The sequence below is a fragment of the Nocardia brasiliensis ATCC 700358 genome, assembly GCF_000250675.2.
GTDB lineage: Bacteria > Actinomycetota > Actinomycetes > Mycobacteriales > Mycobacteriaceae > Nocardia > Nocardia brasiliensis_B.
In genome coordinates this window covers 13495-28077 of record NC_018681.1, presented here as the reverse complement: position 1 = coordinate 28077, position 14583 = coordinate 13495, and the positions used below count along the sequence as shown (strand labels likewise).

General features: G+C 67.2%; 20 protein-coding genes. 7 read left to right on the top strand and 13 right to left on the bottom strand.

The window, feature by feature from the left end:
- Positions 1-56: 56 nt before the first annotated feature.
- Positions 57-476, top strand: coding sequence for a CBS domain-containing protein (locus O3I_RS00135; protein ID WP_014980854.1), 420 nt, complete (start codon positions 57-59; stop codon positions 474-476).
- A 112-nt stretch (positions 477-588) separates the two neighbouring features.
- Here O3I_RS00135 and O3I_RS00130 read toward each other — a convergent pair whose 3' ends face one another.
- The 4 genes from O3I_RS00130 to O3I_RS00115 all read right to left on the bottom strand — a co-directional run bounded on the left by O3I_RS00130 (position 589) and on the right by O3I_RS00115 (position 2945).
- Positions 589-864, bottom strand: a complete 276-nt coding sequence (locus O3I_RS00130; RefSeq protein WP_141691652.1) for a peptidase inhibitor family I36 protein — start codon at positions 862-864, stop codon at positions 589-591.
- Positions 865-1020: 156 nt separating this feature from the next.
- Positions 1021-1479, bottom strand: coding sequence for a deaminase (locus O3I_RS00125; protein ID WP_041563226.1), 459 nt, complete (start codon positions 1477-1479; stop codon positions 1021-1023).
- 70 nt (positions 1480-1549) lie between these two features.
- On the bottom strand, positions 1550-2233 hold the full coding sequence (locus tag O3I_RS00120; protein ID WP_041562311.1) for a RibD family protein: 684 nt from the start codon (positions 2231-2233) through the stop codon (positions 1550-1552).
- Positions 2234-2300: 67 nt separating this feature from the next.
- Complete coding sequence (locus O3I_RS00115) at positions 2301-2945, bottom strand: aminodeoxychorismate/anthranilate synthase component II (RefSeq protein WP_014980850.1); 645 nt, start codon at positions 2943-2945, stop codon at positions 2301-2303.
- Between the two features lie 179 nt (positions 2946-3124).
- On the opposite strand from O3I_RS00115, the gene crgA reads away from it, so the two are divergent.
- Together crgA and O3I_RS00105 are read left to right on the top strand one after the other, a co-directional pair.
- The gene (crgA, locus tag O3I_RS00110) at positions 3125-3388 is read left to right on the top strand and encodes a cell division protein CrgA (protein WP_014980849.1); all 264 of its coding nucleotides are present in this window, start codon (positions 3125-3127) and stop codon (positions 3386-3388) included.
- A 119-nt stretch (positions 3389-3507) separates the two neighbouring features.
- The gene (locus O3I_RS00105) at positions 3508-3990 is read left to right on the top strand and encodes a PH domain-containing protein (protein WP_014980848.1); all 483 of its coding nucleotides are present in this window, start codon (positions 3508-3510) and stop codon (positions 3988-3990) included.
- A gap of 49 nt (positions 3991-4039) precedes the next feature.
- Here O3I_RS00105 and O3I_RS00100 read toward each other — a convergent pair whose 3' ends face one another.
- Positions 4040-4906 (bottom strand): rhomboid family intramembrane serine protease, encoded by an 867-nt coding sequence (locus O3I_RS00100; protein ID WP_029900127.1) that lies wholly within the window; start codon positions 4904-4906, stop codon positions 4040-4042.
- Between the two features lie 4 nt (positions 4907-4910).
- Positions 4911-5438 carry a peptidylprolyl isomerase gene (locus tag O3I_RS00095; RefSeq protein ID WP_014980846.1) on the bottom strand — a complete coding sequence of 176 codons (528 nt, stop codon included), beginning with the start codon at positions 5436-5438 and terminating at the stop codon, positions 4911-4913.
- A gap of 127 nt (positions 5439-5565) precedes the next feature.
- Between O3I_RS00095 and O3I_RS00090 the strand changes: the two genes are divergently transcribed.
- Positions 5566-5778, top strand: coding sequence for a hypothetical protein (locus O3I_RS00090; RefSeq protein ID WP_014980845.1), 213 nt, complete (start codon positions 5566-5568; stop codon positions 5776-5778).
- Here O3I_RS00090 and O3I_RS00085 read toward each other — a convergent pair whose 3' ends face one another.
- From O3I_RS00085 to O3I_RS00070, 4 genes are all read right to left on the bottom strand, one after another.
- Positions 5779-6627: an ABC transporter permease gene (locus O3I_RS00085; RefSeq protein WP_014980844.1), complete on the bottom strand. Its 849-nt coding sequence runs from the start codon at positions 6625-6627 to the stop codon at positions 5779-5781.
- Positions 6624-7622: a daunorubicin resistance protein DrrA family ABC transporter ATP-binding protein gene (locus tag O3I_RS00080; RefSeq protein WP_014980843.1), complete on the bottom strand. Its 999-nt coding sequence runs from the start codon at positions 7620-7622 to the stop codon at positions 6624-6626. The genes O3I_RS00085 and O3I_RS00080 overlap by 4 nt, the downstream gene beginning before the upstream one ends.
- A 936-nt stretch (positions 7623-8558) precedes the next feature.
- Positions 8559-9488 carry an acyl-CoA dehydrogenase family protein gene (locus tag O3I_RS00075; protein WP_014980842.1) on the bottom strand — a complete coding sequence of 310 codons (930 nt, stop codon included), beginning with the start codon at positions 9486-9488 and terminating at the stop codon, positions 8559-8561.
- Positions 9489-9529: 41 nt separating this feature from the next.
- Positions 9530-10030, bottom strand: a complete 501-nt coding sequence (locus tag O3I_RS00070; RefSeq protein WP_014980841.1) for a pyridoxamine 5'-phosphate oxidase family protein — start codon at positions 10028-10030, stop codon at positions 9530-9532.
- Between the two features lie 318 nt (positions 10031-10348).
- Between O3I_RS00070 and O3I_RS00065 the strand changes: the two genes are divergently transcribed.
- The gene (locus O3I_RS00065; RefSeq protein WP_014980840.1) at positions 10349-11053 is read left to right on the top strand and encodes a YoaK family protein; all 705 of its coding nucleotides are present in this window, start codon (positions 10349-10351) and stop codon (positions 11051-11053) included.
- A gap of 52 nt (positions 11054-11105) precedes the next feature.
- Positions 11106-12302: a hypothetical protein gene (locus O3I_RS00060; RefSeq protein WP_014980839.1), complete on the top strand. Its 1197-nt coding sequence runs from the start codon at positions 11106-11108 to the stop codon at positions 12300-12302.
- A gap of 10 nt (positions 12303-12312) precedes the next feature.
- Here the strand turns inward: O3I_RS00060 and O3I_RS45290 are convergent, their stop codons facing one another.
- The 3 genes from O3I_RS45290 to O3I_RS00055 form a co-directional block, all read right to left on the bottom strand.
- On the bottom strand, positions 12313-12489 hold the full coding sequence (locus O3I_RS45290; RefSeq protein ID WP_167829091.1) for a DUF6374 family protein: 177 nt from the start codon (positions 12487-12489) through the stop codon (positions 12313-12315).
- Between the two features lie 55 nt (positions 12490-12544).
- Positions 12545-12652, bottom strand: a complete 108-nt coding sequence (locus tag O3I_RS46170) for a DLW-39 family protein (protein WP_014980838.1) — start codon at positions 12650-12652, stop codon at positions 12545-12547.
- A 173-nt stretch (positions 12653-12825) separates the two neighbouring features.
- The gene (locus O3I_RS00055; RefSeq protein WP_237748225.1) at positions 12826-13377 is read right to left on the bottom strand and encodes a winged helix-turn-helix transcriptional regulator; all 552 of its coding nucleotides are present in this window, start codon (positions 13375-13377) and stop codon (positions 12826-12828) included.
- 72 nt (positions 13378-13449) lie between these two features.
- On the opposite strand from O3I_RS00055, the gene O3I_RS00050 reads away from it, so the two are divergent.
- Positions 13450-14337, top strand: a complete 888-nt coding sequence (locus O3I_RS00050; protein ID WP_014980836.1) for an alpha/beta fold hydrolase — start codon at positions 13450-13452, stop codon at positions 14335-14337.
- The last annotated feature ends 246 nt before the right edge of the window (positions 14338-14583 follow it).

The window sequence follows — 14583 nt, the reverse complement described above, 5'->3', positions numbered from 1 at the left end:
GCAGAATTGGTGTGCTCCATCCGAATCAGCTGTGCTGAGTAGCGAGGAGGAAACCGATGACGACCGCCAGGGACATCATGAAACCCGGTGCGCAGTGGATCGCGAAGGACGAGACCGTCGGCAAGGCCGCCCGCGTGATGGCCGAGCTCGGCGTCGGCTCGCTGGTCATCGCCGACGACAACGATCGGATGTGCGGCATCATCACCGATCGCGACATCGTCGTGAAATGCATCGCCCAGGGCCGCTCGCCCGGCACCACCCGCGCGGCCGAACTCTGCGAGTCGACGCCACGCTGGGTGGCCGCCGACGCCGATATCGAAGAAGTGCTCGACGAGATGGAAAGTCACCGGATCAAGCGAATGCCGGTGATCGAGGACAAGCGCCTCGTCGGCATGATCAGCGAAGCCGACCTGGCCCGCCACCTCGACGACAACCAACTCGGCGAATTCGTGACAGCAGTTTACGGACGGCCGTAAAATCTGCTCGATATATTCGCGCTCGAATTTCGATCGGGTCGACGTATCTCTACTGAATTCATCGAGCAGAAAGCTTCGGCTGCCATAAATCTATGGCAGCCGAATGCTGCTGTCAGGCCGGCGACATCGAGTGCGCCAGGAACCCGATGCCCCGATACACCGTCCGGGCGTCGAGCACGATGCTCTTCCCCGTGCAGTTCGAGTTCGCCCACAGGGTGACCTTCTGGTTGAGCGCGTTGTGCGCCGAGCGGATCGGCGTCGTATCCCAGCAGCCCTCAGGCGATTTCGAGTGGAAGTCGGCGCCGGTGTAGCCGACTTCCGACCAGCCACAGAACCTATCCTGCCGGCAGGTGCCCGATCCGTTCCCGTCCGCTTCGGCGGTTCCCATTTGCAAGAGGAAAATAGACGAAACGGCGGCGGTGAGCGCGGCGAACTTCGAGAAAGAGAACACTTCGATCCCCCAGGGTGTGAATTGCAGATTTGACTTTCACAGATATACCGGGAGCGCCGCATAACGGTCAATAAGTGTCGAATACCCTGGCAGTCAGCGTGACAGATCGAGGTGGCGGTTCATCGACATCGCCTCCGCTGCCAGCTCGGTCAGCTCGACCACCTCGACGCCGTGTTCCCGCAGCTTTTCCACACCGACGCAGTTGGTCACGAAGGTCGCGGGTTCGCGCCAGGCGAGGACCACCCGGGGGATCCCCGCGTGCAGGATTCGGTCCGTACATGGCAGCCGGGTGGCGGTGCCGCGCTGCGAACACGGCTCCAGCGTGGTGTAGATCGTGGCCGTGGACAGTCGCGGGTCGGCCGCGTCCAGCTTGTTCAGCGCGGACTCCTCGGCGTGCACCTTGTCGTCGGTCTCGCGGGAGTACCCGGTGGCGATCGCCACCCCGGCGGCGACGATCACCGCGCCGACGGAGAACGCGGTCGTGCTCGGCGGGCAGTCGCGCGCCAGCTCGATCGCGTGCCGCATGAATCGCACGTCCTGCGTGTCACCCATCGAGTGCCTCCCGATCCAGGTCATATCCCCTTATCCATCCTCGCATCGCCACGAAGGCGGATCTGCGGACTCAGCGCAGACCCGCCTTCGGGAGGTAGGTCAGTACCGCGACGTCGCCGACCTTGTCGACCCCGGCCAGCTGCATGCGGCGGTGTGGCGAACCGGGAAAACTCGCGGGATCGAGGAATCGAGGTGCCGCACGGTCGCCCACCAGGAGCGGCGCGACCGCGAGGTGCAGTTCGTCCGCGAGATCGGCGGCGAGGAACGCGGTGTGGATCCGCGTGCCGCCCTCGACCATGAGGCGGGCGATGCCACGTCGGCCGAGGTCGTCGAGCAGTGCGCCGAAGTCGAGTTCGGCGCCGAGCGTGACGACTTCGGCGAGCCCGGCCAGCCGGTCCCCGATCCGCGCCGCACCCGCATCGGTGGTGTAGACGAGTTTCTCGCCGCCGTGGTGCCAGAATCGCAACCCGGGATCGAGGTCACCGCCGGCGGTGACCGTGATCTTCACCGGATACTCCGGCTTGCCCGCCGCGACGCGCGCGTCCCGGCGCTCGGCGCTGTCCACCAGCAGCCGCGGATTGTCCCGGCGCAGAGTTTCCGCGCCGATCAGGATCGCGTCGGAGTCGGCGCGGACCTGGTCGACCCGGTCGAAATCGGCCGGGCCGGACAGGCGCAGCCGTTGCGGACTCGCGTCATCGATGTAGCCGTCGACGCTCACTGCGACAGACAGCAAGACGTAGGGCCGGGTTGCCACTACGCCGCACCCCGGCCTTGCGGCGAGCCGAGATCGGTACGTCCGTAGCGGTGACCCGTGCGGCGACTCACTGCAGCACCAGCGCGGCGACCTCCGCCTCGAGCATTTCGACGAGCCCCTCGGCGGGACGTTCGCCGCAGATGCCGAGCCAGTTGGCCAGCATCCGGTGCCCGCCCTGGGTCAGCACCGATTCGGGATGGAACTGCACGCCCTGGATGGGCAGCGTGCGGTGGCGCATCGCCATCACGATGCCGCTCTCGGTGCGGCCGAGCACCTCGATCTCCGCGGGCAAGGTCTCTTCCAGCACGGTGAGCGAGTGGTAGCGGGTCGCGGTGAACGGGTCGGGCAGCCCGGCCAGCACACCGGCCCCGACGTGGAACACCGAGCTGGTCTTGCCGTGTAGCAGTTCGGGGGCGCGGGTCACGGTCGCGCCGAACGCCGCGCCGATCGCCTGATGGCCGAGGCACACGCCGAGCAGCGGTACCGCGTGCCGGGCGCAGGCGCGGACCAGCTCGATGCTGGCGCCCGCGCGGTCCGGAGTGCCGGGGCCGGGACTGATCAGGATGCCGTCGAACTGGGCGACCACCGCGTCGACGTCGGCCAGATTCGGGTCGTCGTTGCGCCACACGACCGCCTCGGCACCCAACTGTCCGAGGTACTGGACCAGGTTGAAGACGAAGCTGTCGTAATTGTCGACGACCAGAACACGCATGCTCTGAGATTACGTCCCCGCATGACACCGCGTCGCATCCAATACCAGTTGGGATAGCCTAGAGGCACACCGGAGGGCAGCCAGAGCCTTGTCCACAGCGGCGAGCGAGCTCGGCACCACCACTCGGCACACCGCGTTTGCCCGCCGGTACCGACCTGAACGCCGAACACGAGGACGTCATGCCGAAGTCGAAGGTCCGTAAGAAGACCGACTACACGATCAACCCCGCCAGCCGGACTCCGGTGAAGGTCAAGGTCGGCCCGTCGCCGGTCTGGTACGTCACCATTATGCTCGGTTTCATGCTCGCCGGGCTGGCCTGGCTGCTGGTCTACTACATCGCCGCCGATCACATCAGCTGGATGAGCGATCTGAACGCGTGGAACTTCCTGATCGGATTCGGCCTCATGGTCGTCGGTCTGATCATGACCATGCGGTGGCGCTGACACCACATCTGGGTGGCCGAAGGTGACGCAGACACCACATCTGGATTACAGACGTGTCATTCATACACACCTGTGGATGAATCTGTGGACAACTCGCGCAACGCTGGAGAAAGTGGCCCGTGACGTCTGAATCTCCTGCTCAGCAGCCTGGTGACAACTCGGCGCAGCTGGCCTGGACCACCCCCGCCGCCGCCCTCGCCGCCGTCACGGGCGGCGGCGTGCTGTTGGCCGTGGCGACGATCTTCGCCGGCGACGCACCGGCCCGGTTGCTCATCGGCCTGGCGGCGGTCGGCCTGCTCGGGTTGGCCGGGCTCGGCTTCCGGCAGCGCCCCCGGCTCAGCGTCGTCCCCGGCGCCGATCCGCGGATGGTGGTCCGCACCCTGTTCGGCCCGGACGAATACACCCGCGAGCAGATCATCCGGGCGCGCGTCGTCGACTATCGCCGCCTCGGCCGCAAGATGCCGATGCTGGAGATCGACGTGTACCACGCCGACTCCGAGCGCCTGCTCATCTTCGGGCGCTGGGATCTGGGCGCCCGGCCCGACGAGGTGCACACCGCCCTTGTCCGCGCACTTCGGCTGTCCGGCAAGACCACCCGCTGAACCCGGGCCGAGCGACCTGCTCGTGTTTCACGTGAAGCCGAGAACCCCGTCAGGTCAACGACATCGCGGTCGCACCGATCACCGCGAGCGAGATCAGCGCGACCACGGCCACCGCGCTCCAGCCGATTAGCCGCGCCGCCTGCGGCGATTTCGCCCGCAGCCAGCCCGGCAGGAACAGGATGCCGAGCGTCGCCAGGGTGCCCGCCGCCAGTCCGCCCAGGTGACCCCACAGCGAGATGCCGGGCAAGGAGAAGCTGATGAAGACGTTGATGGCGATCAGGATCAGCATCTGATTCGGGTTCTGCCGCAGCCGGATCAGGATCACGGTGATCGCGCCGAACAGGCCGTACACCGCGCCGGACGCACCCGCGGTGGCGCTGTCCTGGGCGAACACCATGACCGCCGCGGCACCGCCGAGCAGCGACACCAGATAGACCGAGAGGTAGCGCAGCCTGCCGAGCACCAGCTCCGCGTCCCGGCCGATCACATACAGCGCGAACATGTTGAGCAGCAGATGAATCGGGCCGTAGTGCAGAAAGCCCGAACCCAGTACGCGCCACCACTGACCGTCGGCGACCGCGGGTGGGTACAGCACCCAGCGCAGGAACAGGTCCGACGCGCGGTTTTCCAGCAGGCTCTGCGCCTGGGCCGCCGTCACCGCGAAGATCGCGACGTTGACCGCGATCAGCGCGTAGGTCACGAACGGCAACGATCCGCGCGGAGCCGGCGCGCCCGCGACGGTACGCACCGGGGCCACGTCACGCTGATCCTGGCGCAGACAATCGACGCAGTGCTGGCCGACCGACGCCGGACGCAGGCATTCCGGGCAGGACGGCCGTCCGCAGCGTGTGCACGCCAGACCGGTCGGACGATTCGGGTGACGGACGCACGTGGGTGCGGGCGGCTGAGCGGTCATAGTCTCATTCGATCGTGATCTTGGTGATTTCGACGGGTTCCAGGGGACGGTCGTTGCGATCGGTCGGTGTCGTGGCGATCGAGTCGACCACCTTGCGCGACTCCGGATCGACGACCTCACCGAAGATGGTGTGCTTGCGGTTGAGGTGCGGCTGCGGGCCGACGGTGATGAAGAACTGCGAACCGTTGGTCGCCGGTCCGGCGTTGGCCATCGCCAGCAGGTAGCCGCGATCGAAACGCAGCTCCGGGTGGAATTCGTCGCCGAACTCGTACCCCGGGCCGCCGCGACCGGTGCCGGTCGGGTCGCCGCCCTGAATCATGAACCCGGCCATCACCCGATGGAAGACGGCACCGTCGTAGAACGGGCCGGTGCTGCCACCGCTCGCGTTCGGGGTGGTGTACGACGCCGAGCCGTCGGCCAGGCCGACGAAATTGCGGACCGTCTTGGGGGCGTGGTTACCGAAGAGCGAGATCTTGATATCGCCGTGATTCGTGTGGAGCGTCGCCACAGCGGTCTGGTTCGGTGAGGTCACGCCGCAATGCTACGGTCCCGCCGCGGCGAACCCGCGACGCGGCGGCGAGAGTCGTTCGTTTCGACCCGGGACGAACTGCTGAGCTGGAGATACTGCATGAACTACGCGGTTGTGCCAGCATGGGCCAATGACCTTGGGGCGCCTACATGTATCCGCACGTACCCGGTACCGGCTGATTGTCGCGGCGGCCGTCGCGCTCGCGGGTGGCGTGGCCTTGCTGATACGCAGCAAGCGGCCGCAGCCGCCCGTGCCCGCCCCGGAGCCGCCGCGGATCGGGTACTCCCGCAACGGCTCCGCGCCGACCCCGGTGGCCGGCGCCGGCGCGGAGAACGGACGCTGATCAGCGACTGACGGCCTTCTTGTACTGCCGGATCGCCAACGGCACGAACACCACCATGATCACCACCACCCAGACGAGCGTGGTCGCCACCGGATGCCGCAGCGACCACGCCTCCGGGGTGGGTGCCAGCGGGCTGGTGTTGCCGAACAGGTCACGCGTCGCCTGGGTCAACGCGGACACCGGGTTCCACTCGGCGACGACCCGCAGCACCGACGGGAGCTTCTCGCTCGGCACGAAGGTGTTGCCGATGAAGGTCAGCGGGAACACCACCATGAAGCTGGCGTTGTTGAACACCTCGGGCGTGCGCACCAGCAGCCCGACCACCGCCATGATCCAGGACACCGCGTAGGCGAACAGCAGCAGCAACGCGTACGCCAGCACCGCGTCGAGGAACGAACCGCGGATCCGCCAGCCGACCACCAACCCGGTCAGCGACATCACGGTCAGGCTGACCACGTTGATCACCACGTCGCTGAGCGTGCGCCCGATCAGCACGGCCGAGGGGGCCATGGGCAGGGACCGGAACCGGTCGATGATGCCCTTCTGCATGTCCTCGGCCAGTGCGGCGCCGGTGAAGGAGGCGCCGAACACCACGGTCTGCGCGAAAATGCCGGCGATCAGGAATTCCCGGTAGCCGCCGGACATGCCGGGCACATCGATCGCCGCGCCGAAAATATAGGCGAACAACAGCACGAACATGATCGGCGAGAGGGTCGAGAAGATCAAAACGTCGGGCACTCGCTTGATCTTGATAACGCCGCGTTTGGCAATGGTCAGGCTATCGCTGACCACTATGGCCAGCTTCGCCCCGATCGAGGGCCGGTCGACGACCGGAATCGCCACGGTCATCGTGTCTTTCCTTCCGTGGTTTCGAGCTCGCCCGCGCCTTCGCCGTTGACGAGTTCCTCGGCTTCGTGTCCGGTGAGGGTGAGGAACACATCGTCGAGCGAGGGGCGGCGCAGTCCGACATCGTGCAGTTTCACGTCGTTCTCGGCGAGCCTGTTGATCGCCGCGACCAGCGCCTGGGACCCGTCGGACACCGGCACGGTGATCCGGCGCAACCCCGGTTCGACGTGAATCTCCCCGTCCGCCAAGCCTTTCAGCACCTGTGTGGCGACCCCGAGATTGTCCACGTGGTCGACGGTGAGCTCGATCCGGTCGCCGCCGACCATGGTCTTGAGCTCGTCGGCGGTGCCGCGCGCGATGACCTTGCCGTGGTCGATCACCGCGATGGCGTCGGCCAGCCGATCCGCCTCGTCCATGTACTGCGTGGTGAGCAGCAGCGTGGTGCCGCCCGCCACCAGCTCCTCGATCACGTCCCAGAGGTCGAGCCGGGCGCGCGGATCGAGGCCGGTGGTCGGCTCGTCGAGGAACAGCACCGGCGGGTTGGCCACCAGCGCCCCCGCCAGGTCGAGTCGCCGGCGCATACCGCCGGAATAACCTTTCACCGGACGGTCGGCGGCATCGCTGAGCCGAAAACGGTCGAGCAGTTCCCGCGCCCGTTCCTTACTGCGCTGCACGCCCATGTGATACAGCCGGCCGACCATTTCCAAATTCTCGAAGCCGGTCAGATATTCGTCGACGGCGGCATATTGGCCGGACGCGCCGATCCGGGAGCGCAAAGCGCGCGGATCGGCGAGCACGTCGATACCCGCGACGGTGGCACGACCGGCGTCCGGGATCAACAGTGTGCTCAGCACCCGGACAGTAGTGGTTTTACCTGCACCGTTCGGGCCGAGCAGCGCGGTGACGGTCCCCTCCGGGACCGTGAGATCGAGTCCGTCGAGCGCGACCAGCCGGCCGTATCGTTTGACCAGACCCTCGGCGACTATTGCGTCGGGCATGACTCTCCTGGGATTCGTGAGTTTTCATGGGATGTATTTGCGCGACGCCGGTAGATCCGACGCCGGCCAATTCGCGTGATCGGGTCGCTGGCCGATTCCGTGTCAGTATTGCGCTACCCACCGACAAGTTCATCCGATTTGTTCATCACCCGTGTCGCGGAAAGTCTCGCCGCCGGTGATGCTCTTGCCCGAGGTCGACGGGCACCCTTTCTCTCTACAATGTACAGAGATCCTGCCCGGTTGCCCAGACCTGAATCGGCTCGACCCTCGGCAAACGAAGGTCGCACCTCGATCCAGGCGGTGCTCGGGGGTGCCGGATCGAAGTGCGACCGGATAAATAGTCCCGCACGGGACCCCGCATCGTCGTGCGTAGCGCACTACCCGATTCGTCCTCGGGCGCTACTCGACCGGCCAGACCTCGACCCCAAACCGACCGGGCGAGTTGAACATCCGACCGACACGGGCCACGCACCGGCGCATCGCGGACGCATGGTCGCCGCGCGCACGGAGCCGGTCCGGACACGCCGCCGGGCCCGACACGTGACACATTCGCCCTCAGACACGGCGTGTACCGCATATGCCGACAGCGATTCTCGACACACAGAGACCGGTCGGCATGTTTAGCGCGCCGACTCCCATCCCTGCGCCGCACCGCGGAGTACGTAGGTATCGACCTGCGCAACAGTGGTTTTGGCAAACACCAGGCCACCTCCCCGCCGAGCGGATTCCGCGCGGATTCCGCCACCGAAACGACCCCCGGCTACGGGAAAGATCGCGGACCCGGAAAAACTCGAGAAAGTGGCGCTCCCCACGCGCACACAATCGCGAATCATCGCGTAGGATCATTCACGTCGGCCCCTCCCCCCGGGCCGACCTTACGCGGGCCTCGGCTAACTCCCCCCTTCGCCGAGGCCCGCTCCCCATTTCTGGACCGGGTCAGCCGGCTTGCTCAGCGCCCGGCGATACCGATCGCCAAGCCGTTGCCAGTCGCTGCTCGCGGACCCGCCCGGCGACCCCGAGCAACGGACGATCCCGCTCCCACCGCTCCCGGGTCAGCGAATCCGCCGACCCCCACAGCGAATCCAGTTCGGCCGACAGCCGCTGGACGAACTCGAACACGCCACCGAGCGCGATGTGCACACCGGGCGAGCCAGGCGCGTCGATATCCAGCCCGCGCACCGCCGCGACGCCGGTCAGGAGTCGCTCGAGCACCGATTCCGGCCACGCCGAGGCCCGCGCCACCCGCACCAGCCAGCCGAGCGTGGCCGCGAGCACGTGGATGTCCTCGATGGTGCGGAACGGCTTGAGGTAGTCCAGGTAGCCGTCACCGGGCAGCACCGTGGCCGCGACATCGGTCAGGATGACCATCGCGTGCGGGATCTCCGGCGCGAACGCGGTCGTGGGCAGGGCGGTCAGCTGCACGCCGGGCTGCGGCAGCTCGACTGTGGTGGCGCGCAAGTGATTCCGGCCGTCCGGGCCCGCCCCCGCACTGGCGATCACCACCAGCCGCTGCGCCAGCATGCCCAGTGTCGCAAAGGTTTTCGTGCCGTTGAGCCGGACTTCGCCGTGCGCCTCGGTCACCGTCGTCTCGATCGCCGCGGGATGCCCGCCGCCCGCCTCCGTCGCGCACAGCGCGACCAGCTCGTCATCGGCCAGGCCGGGAATGAGGGTGCGCACCGCCTCCTGATATCCGGACAGGAACGCATAACCGAGGCGGTCGGCGCCGAACCCGCCCGCGACAGCGATATCGACCGGTTTGCCGAAACGGTTGGCCGCCACCCGATGCCGGGTCCAGGCCGCGCCGACATCGTCGAGCGGCGTCGCGGCGAGCGGTTCGGTCAGCAGGAAATCGAGCACGGAATCCACTCGTGCACGGTAACCGGCACAGGTGGATTTTCCGTGCCGGTTCAGCCGGCGACCCGCCCGACCGGTTCCGGCGCCTGCCAGATCCGGCTGCGCAGATCCCGCCCGCGGATCACCTGGATCCGCCACGGGTCCAAGCGCAGGATCTGCAGCTTCGGATCCTGCGGCGAACGCCAGAACCGACCGAGGTCGTAACCGGCGCCGGGCGGACTGGTCTGCCGGTACAGCTGCCAGACGCGCTGCCTGGTCTCGGGCGCGTCGATCCACTCTGCGGTCGCGTCCACCGCCACCGAGTTGTTGCCCGGAGCCCAGTAGGAGAAGTTCACGTGCGGGTTGGCCGCGATATGCGCGGCTTTGATCGGAGTCTTGTAGGTCGCGAGCCAGCCCACCGGGACGCCGTCCACGTTCTCCCAAATGGGAATCAGCACGCGAGTGCGCGGCCGGTTCCGCCGGTCCACGGTCACCATGGTGGCGTAGCCGATGCGGCCGACGAAGTCGTCGAACTCGGCTTCGAGGTCCGCGAACGAGGTCACTGTGCTGGTCATGCCGAGGCTCCCGCCGTGCGATCTTGCGTGCTACCGGTCACACCGGCCGGTTCGCGCGCACGAGCTGTCGTCGCTGCCTCCGACCGGCTTCTTGGTTACTTCTTGTAACTGACAACATCATGCGTCACCGGCTTTGAACACGGAAGACGGCACTTTCGCGACACTGGGTTACCGCCGGTATACCGATCGGCGCAGTGAAAGCCACAGTGCATAGCCGTGAGTGATCTCCCGGCAACTCGCCGCGCCACAGCTGCGCGCCCCGGCGCGGAGCAGGTATCACTGATGGGGACACATCCGCCTCTAAAAGGAGTCTGAGCTGTGCCTGTACCGGACGAAGAGCGTAGGCGGGCACTGTTCGACAACGAGGCCAGATTGTCCTGGGTACTGGCCGCATTGGCCGGTTTGATCGGCGCCGCGGCGTTCATGCATACCGCGGGCTATTTCGTCACGTTCATGACCGGCAACACCGAACGCGCCATCCTCGGGCACTTCCACGACCAGAAGGACACGGCGCTCGCGGCGGCCTGCCTGCTCGCGTCGTTCGTCGGCGGCGTGGTGGTCGCCTCCTGGTGCCGGCGGCACTTCTGGTCCGGGCACCCGCACGGCCCGACGCTGCTGACCACCTTCAGCCTGGCCACCGCCTCGATCATCGACCTGGCCCGCATCCAGAACGCGCCCGATATCGACTTCGTGCCGATCCTGTTCGTCGCGTTCGGTGTCGGCGCGCTCAACACCTCGTTCGTGAAGGACGGCGAAGTGTCGGTGCCGCTGAGCTATGTCACCGGAACGCTGGTGAAAATGGCGCAGGGCATCGAACGCCATATCAGCGGCGGCGACTACGCGGACTGGCTCGGCTACTTCCTGCTGTATGTGAGTTTCGCGTTCGGCGCGCTGCTCGGTGGCCTGCTCAGCATGGTGGTCGCGGGTTGGGCGATGCTGATCACCGCCACCGCCGTATGCCTGGTCGTGACCGGCTACACCTATCTGCACCTCGACCGGCACGGCCCGCTCTCCGAGCAGTGAGCCCGGCGCTTTTCCCGTGCGACTGTCCGGAGACCGCGGTTATGGTGGCCGCGTGGAGAATCTCGGGAGCGATGCCGACCAGTTCGCGGCGCTCGTCTTGCAGCAGCTGACCGACGCCGGTGAGCAAGGGGCGGAATACGACCCGGAAGAGTTCGTCATTCGCCTGTCGAGCGGGTGGGAACTCTTCCTGGGCAACATCTTCCGAGAAGCGCACGACCTGCCCGAGGACGAACGCGCCACCCGGATCGCCCGCTTCATCGCCACCCCGGCCGATTCCGCGGCGATACCCGGTTGGCCGCAGGTGCGGTCGTTGTTGCTGCCCATCCTCCGTTCGGAAACCTTCGGGATCGGCACCTCCAGCGGCCGCGACACGGACCCGATCACCCGCTCCGCTTTGCCGTTCCTGAACGAACTCGTCGCGGTGGACCTGCCGAACTCGCGTTCCATCGTCAACGGCGTGATGCTCGCCGAGTGGGGCGTCGAGGCCGGCGAGGTATTCGCCGCCGCTCGCGAAAACCTCACGGCCAAGGTCGGTTCCGGTGGTTTCCAGGAATCCGGCGTGCTGTTCTTCGGCGACGACGGCGACGGCTACTGCACGTCCTGGCCGCTGGTCCCCGGCTGGCTCGCCGGTTGCGGCGACGGCGCGCACCGGCCGATCGCGTTCCTGCCCGACGTCGACACGTTGATCATCGCCCCCGACGTCGACGACCTCGGCCCCCTCTACGAATACGTCGAGAAGCAGTACCGCGAGGCGGTCCGCCAGATCTCACCGCAGGGGTACACGGTCGACGACGACGGCACCGTGATCCCGCTCGACCGCTCGCCCCGCCACCGGCATCTGCCCTTCGTCCAGCGCGCCCGCTGCGGTTTGGCGCTGACCGAGTACGAGGCTCAGGGTCGCGTCCTGAACGAGCGGCTCGAGGTCGACCTCGTCCTCGAGACCGGCAACGGCGAGCTCGAGAGCGCCTATGTCGGTTCCGTCATGTACATCGGCGCCGACAGCGGTCCCTACACGGTCACCATCTGGGGCGAGGGTGTCGACTACTTCCTGCCGGAAGCCGACTACGTGATGTTCTGCGTCGAGGACAACGGCGAGAAGTCGGTGCTGTTCACCGTCCCGTTCGCCACGGTCGTCGACATCGTCGGTCTCACCCCGATCCCCGATCTCGCCCCGCGCCGCTACGAGATCCGGCACTGGCCCGACGCCGAGGTGCGAGCCCGGCTGGCGGCCGCCGCGGTCGAGCTGTGAGCCTGCCGGGCTAGTCCCGGTCCCGCGTCAGCTCGGTGTAGACGCGTAACCCCTCGGCGATCTTTCCCGCCGCGTGCTCCAGCTGCTCCGGCGGAAGGTATTTACCGAAGGCCGCCGCGTCCAGCAGCTGTTCCCGAACCTGTTCGAGATTGATCCTGGCCCGGTCCCGGCGCGAAAGTGGAGGCACGGCCCAGACCCTACCTCGAGTCGAACTCGTGTTCGAGAGGTCGAGCGGGTGGAAATCAGCGGGTGGTGACCTCGTGCCACATGTCCGCGTCGCTGCGCCGGCGCAACTTCGAGATACCGACGAGAACAGCGACCACAGCACCCACGACGACCAGAATCTTCATGCCTCCCACCCTACTGGTTGGTTCCGGCGGACAACCAGGTCCCGGTGCGTCAGCTGCGCCGATTTCCGTTCCGCCGGAACGATCTTGGTGCTGGCCGCGCCGCGCGGTCGCGAACGCGCGAGTCGGCTCCGCGCCGTCCAGGCAGGGCTCGCCGACTGTCGTCGGCATGCCGGTCAGGCGGCGAAGACCGCCCGGACGACCGACTCGTCGCCGTCGATTTCGACCAGCCCGAGGGCGCGCGCGTCGTCCAGGGTGAGCGCACCCGCGGCCAGGCCGAGCACACCCGCCGGATCGGCACGGACCGTGGCGTCGACGTCGCCGCCGTCGGGCAGCCCGACCACGAAGCCCGATCCCGTCGCGCAGAGCCGAAAGAGCTCGCCGCCGATCTCGAGACCGATCGTCGCGGCGTGACCGTGCTCGACCCGGGTTGCCAGCAGGGCCGGGACGGCGAGGGCGAGCCACTCGGGACGGAAGGAATCGCCGCCGGGGCCGCGCACCATCAACGGAGTGGACCAGCGGATCAGGCCCTCGATCGGCTGACGCAACTCCGCACCCCACGGCGTGAGGGCGTACTCCACCACATTGCCCGCACCGGCCAGTCGCCGCTCGACCACGCCCGCGGTCTCCAGGTCCCGCAGCCGGTCCGCGAGCAGGTTGGTCGCGATGCCGGGCAGGCCGTCGATCAGATCCCGATAGCGCGCGGGGCCGAGAAGGAGTTGACGCACGATGAGCAGATTCCACCGATCGCCGACCACCTCCAGCGATCGGGCGAGCCCGCAGTACTAGAGGGGGCCGCCATGGCCGAGATCACCGAGAGTGCGCGACCAGCATGGGTCGACGACAGCCTGTTCCCGTTCGAGAGCCGTTTCGTCCAGATCGACGGGCACACCGTGCATTACGTCGACGAGGGGTCGGGCCCCACTCTGCTACTCCTGCACGGCAATCCGACCTGGTCGTTCCTCTGGCGCGAAGTGATCCGCGCCCTGCGCGCCGACTTCCGGTGCATCGCCCTCGACTACCCGGGCTTCGGATTGTCCACGGCGAAGCCCGGTTACGGCTTCCTGCCAGAGGAACACGCCGACGTGGTCACCGCGTTCGTGGACGCACTCGACCTCGACGGCGTCACCCTGGTCGGGCAGGACTGGGGCGGGCTGATCGGCCTGGCCGCAGTGCAGCGACGGCCGGGCGCCTTCGATCGGCTGGTGCTCGCCAACACCTGGGCTTGGCCGGTCAACGGCGTCTTCCACTTCGAGTACTTCTCCCGCATCTTCGGCGGACCCCCGGGCCGCTTCCTGGCCCGGCACCTGAACTTCGTCGTCAACGTGTTCGTTCCCCTGGGCCACAAGCGGCGCAAGCCGACAGCCGCCGAGATGGCCCACTACCGCCGACCGATGAACACTCCGGAGCGCCGCAAGGCCACCGCGGTGTTCCCGCGCAGCGTCCTGTCCAGCCGCGCCTTCTTCGCCGAACTCGCGGCGGGTCACGCGAACATCGCCCACCTGCCGACCCTGATCGTCTGGGGTGACGCCGACATCGCCTTCCGCCCCCAGGAACGCGAACGCCTGGAAACCACCTTCCCCGACCACAAAACCGTCATCGTCAAGGGCGCCGGCACCTACGTGGAGTCCGACGCCCCCGAAGAATTCATCACCGCATTCCGCGACTGGATCGCGGCAAAGCCCTGATCCCCTTGAGCCAGCACAGTTTTCGAAAGCCGACCGGCACCCGTTTCAAGTCGCCACGCCTGCATGTCGCCACGATCGAGGACACCGAACTCCCTGTGGCGACCTAGCGGCATCATTCGCCGACCGCGTGTCGACGCCTTTGACCAAACACGGCGGATCATCGACACGATCGCGAGTCCGCAACGACGACGATGTCATCAACCGCCGCAGGGCGAGCACCGGCGGACATCGGCACCCGAAGCCCGC

Bases quoted from the DNA above. Each gene is read 5' to 3' on its own strand.
- O3I_RS00050 (WP_014980836.1), top strand. From the start codon at position 13,450: ATGGCCGAGATCACCGAGAGTGCGCGACCAGCATGGGTCGACGACAGC.
- O3I_RS00135 (WP_014980854.1), top strand. From the start codon at position 57: ATGACGACCGCCAGGGACATCATGAAACCCGGTGCGCAGTGGATCGCG.
- crgA (WP_014980849.1), top strand. From the start codon at position 3,125: ATGCCGAAGTCGAAGGTCCGTAAGAAGACCGACTACACGATCAACCCC.
- O3I_RS00070 (WP_014980841.1), bottom strand. From the start codon at position 10,030: ATGACCAGCACAGTGACCTCGTTCGCGGACCTCGAAGCCGAGTTCGAC.
- O3I_RS00115 (WP_014980850.1), bottom strand. From the start codon at position 2,945: ATGCGTGTTCTGGTCGTCGACAATTACGACAGCTTCGTCTTCAACCTG.
- O3I_RS00085 (WP_014980844.1), bottom strand. From the start codon at position 6,627: ATGACCGTGGCGATTCCGGTCGTCGACCGGCCCTCGATCGGGGCGAAG.
- O3I_RS00125 (WP_041563226.1), bottom strand. From the start codon at position 1,479: ATGGGTGACACGCAGGACGTGCGATTCATGCGGCACGCGATCGAGCTG.
- O3I_RS00090 (WP_014980845.1), top strand. From the start codon at position 5,566: ATGACCTTGGGGCGCCTACATGTATCCGCACGTACCCGGTACCGGCTG.
- O3I_RS00080 (WP_014980843.1), bottom strand. From the start codon at position 7,622: ATGCCCGACGCAATAGTCGCCGAGGGTCTGGTCAAACGATACGGCCGG.
- O3I_RS00100 (WP_029900127.1), bottom strand. From the start codon at position 4,906: ATGACCGCTCAGCCGCCCGCACCCACGTGCGTCCGTCACCCGAATCGT.
- O3I_RS00130 (WP_141691652.1), bottom strand. From the start codon at position 864: ATGGGAACCGCCGAAGCGGACGGGAACGGATCGGGCACCTGCCGGCAG.
- O3I_RS46170 (WP_014980838.1), bottom strand. From the start codon at position 12,652: ATGAAGATTCTGGTCGTCGTGGGTGCTGTGGTCGCTGTTCTCGTCGGT.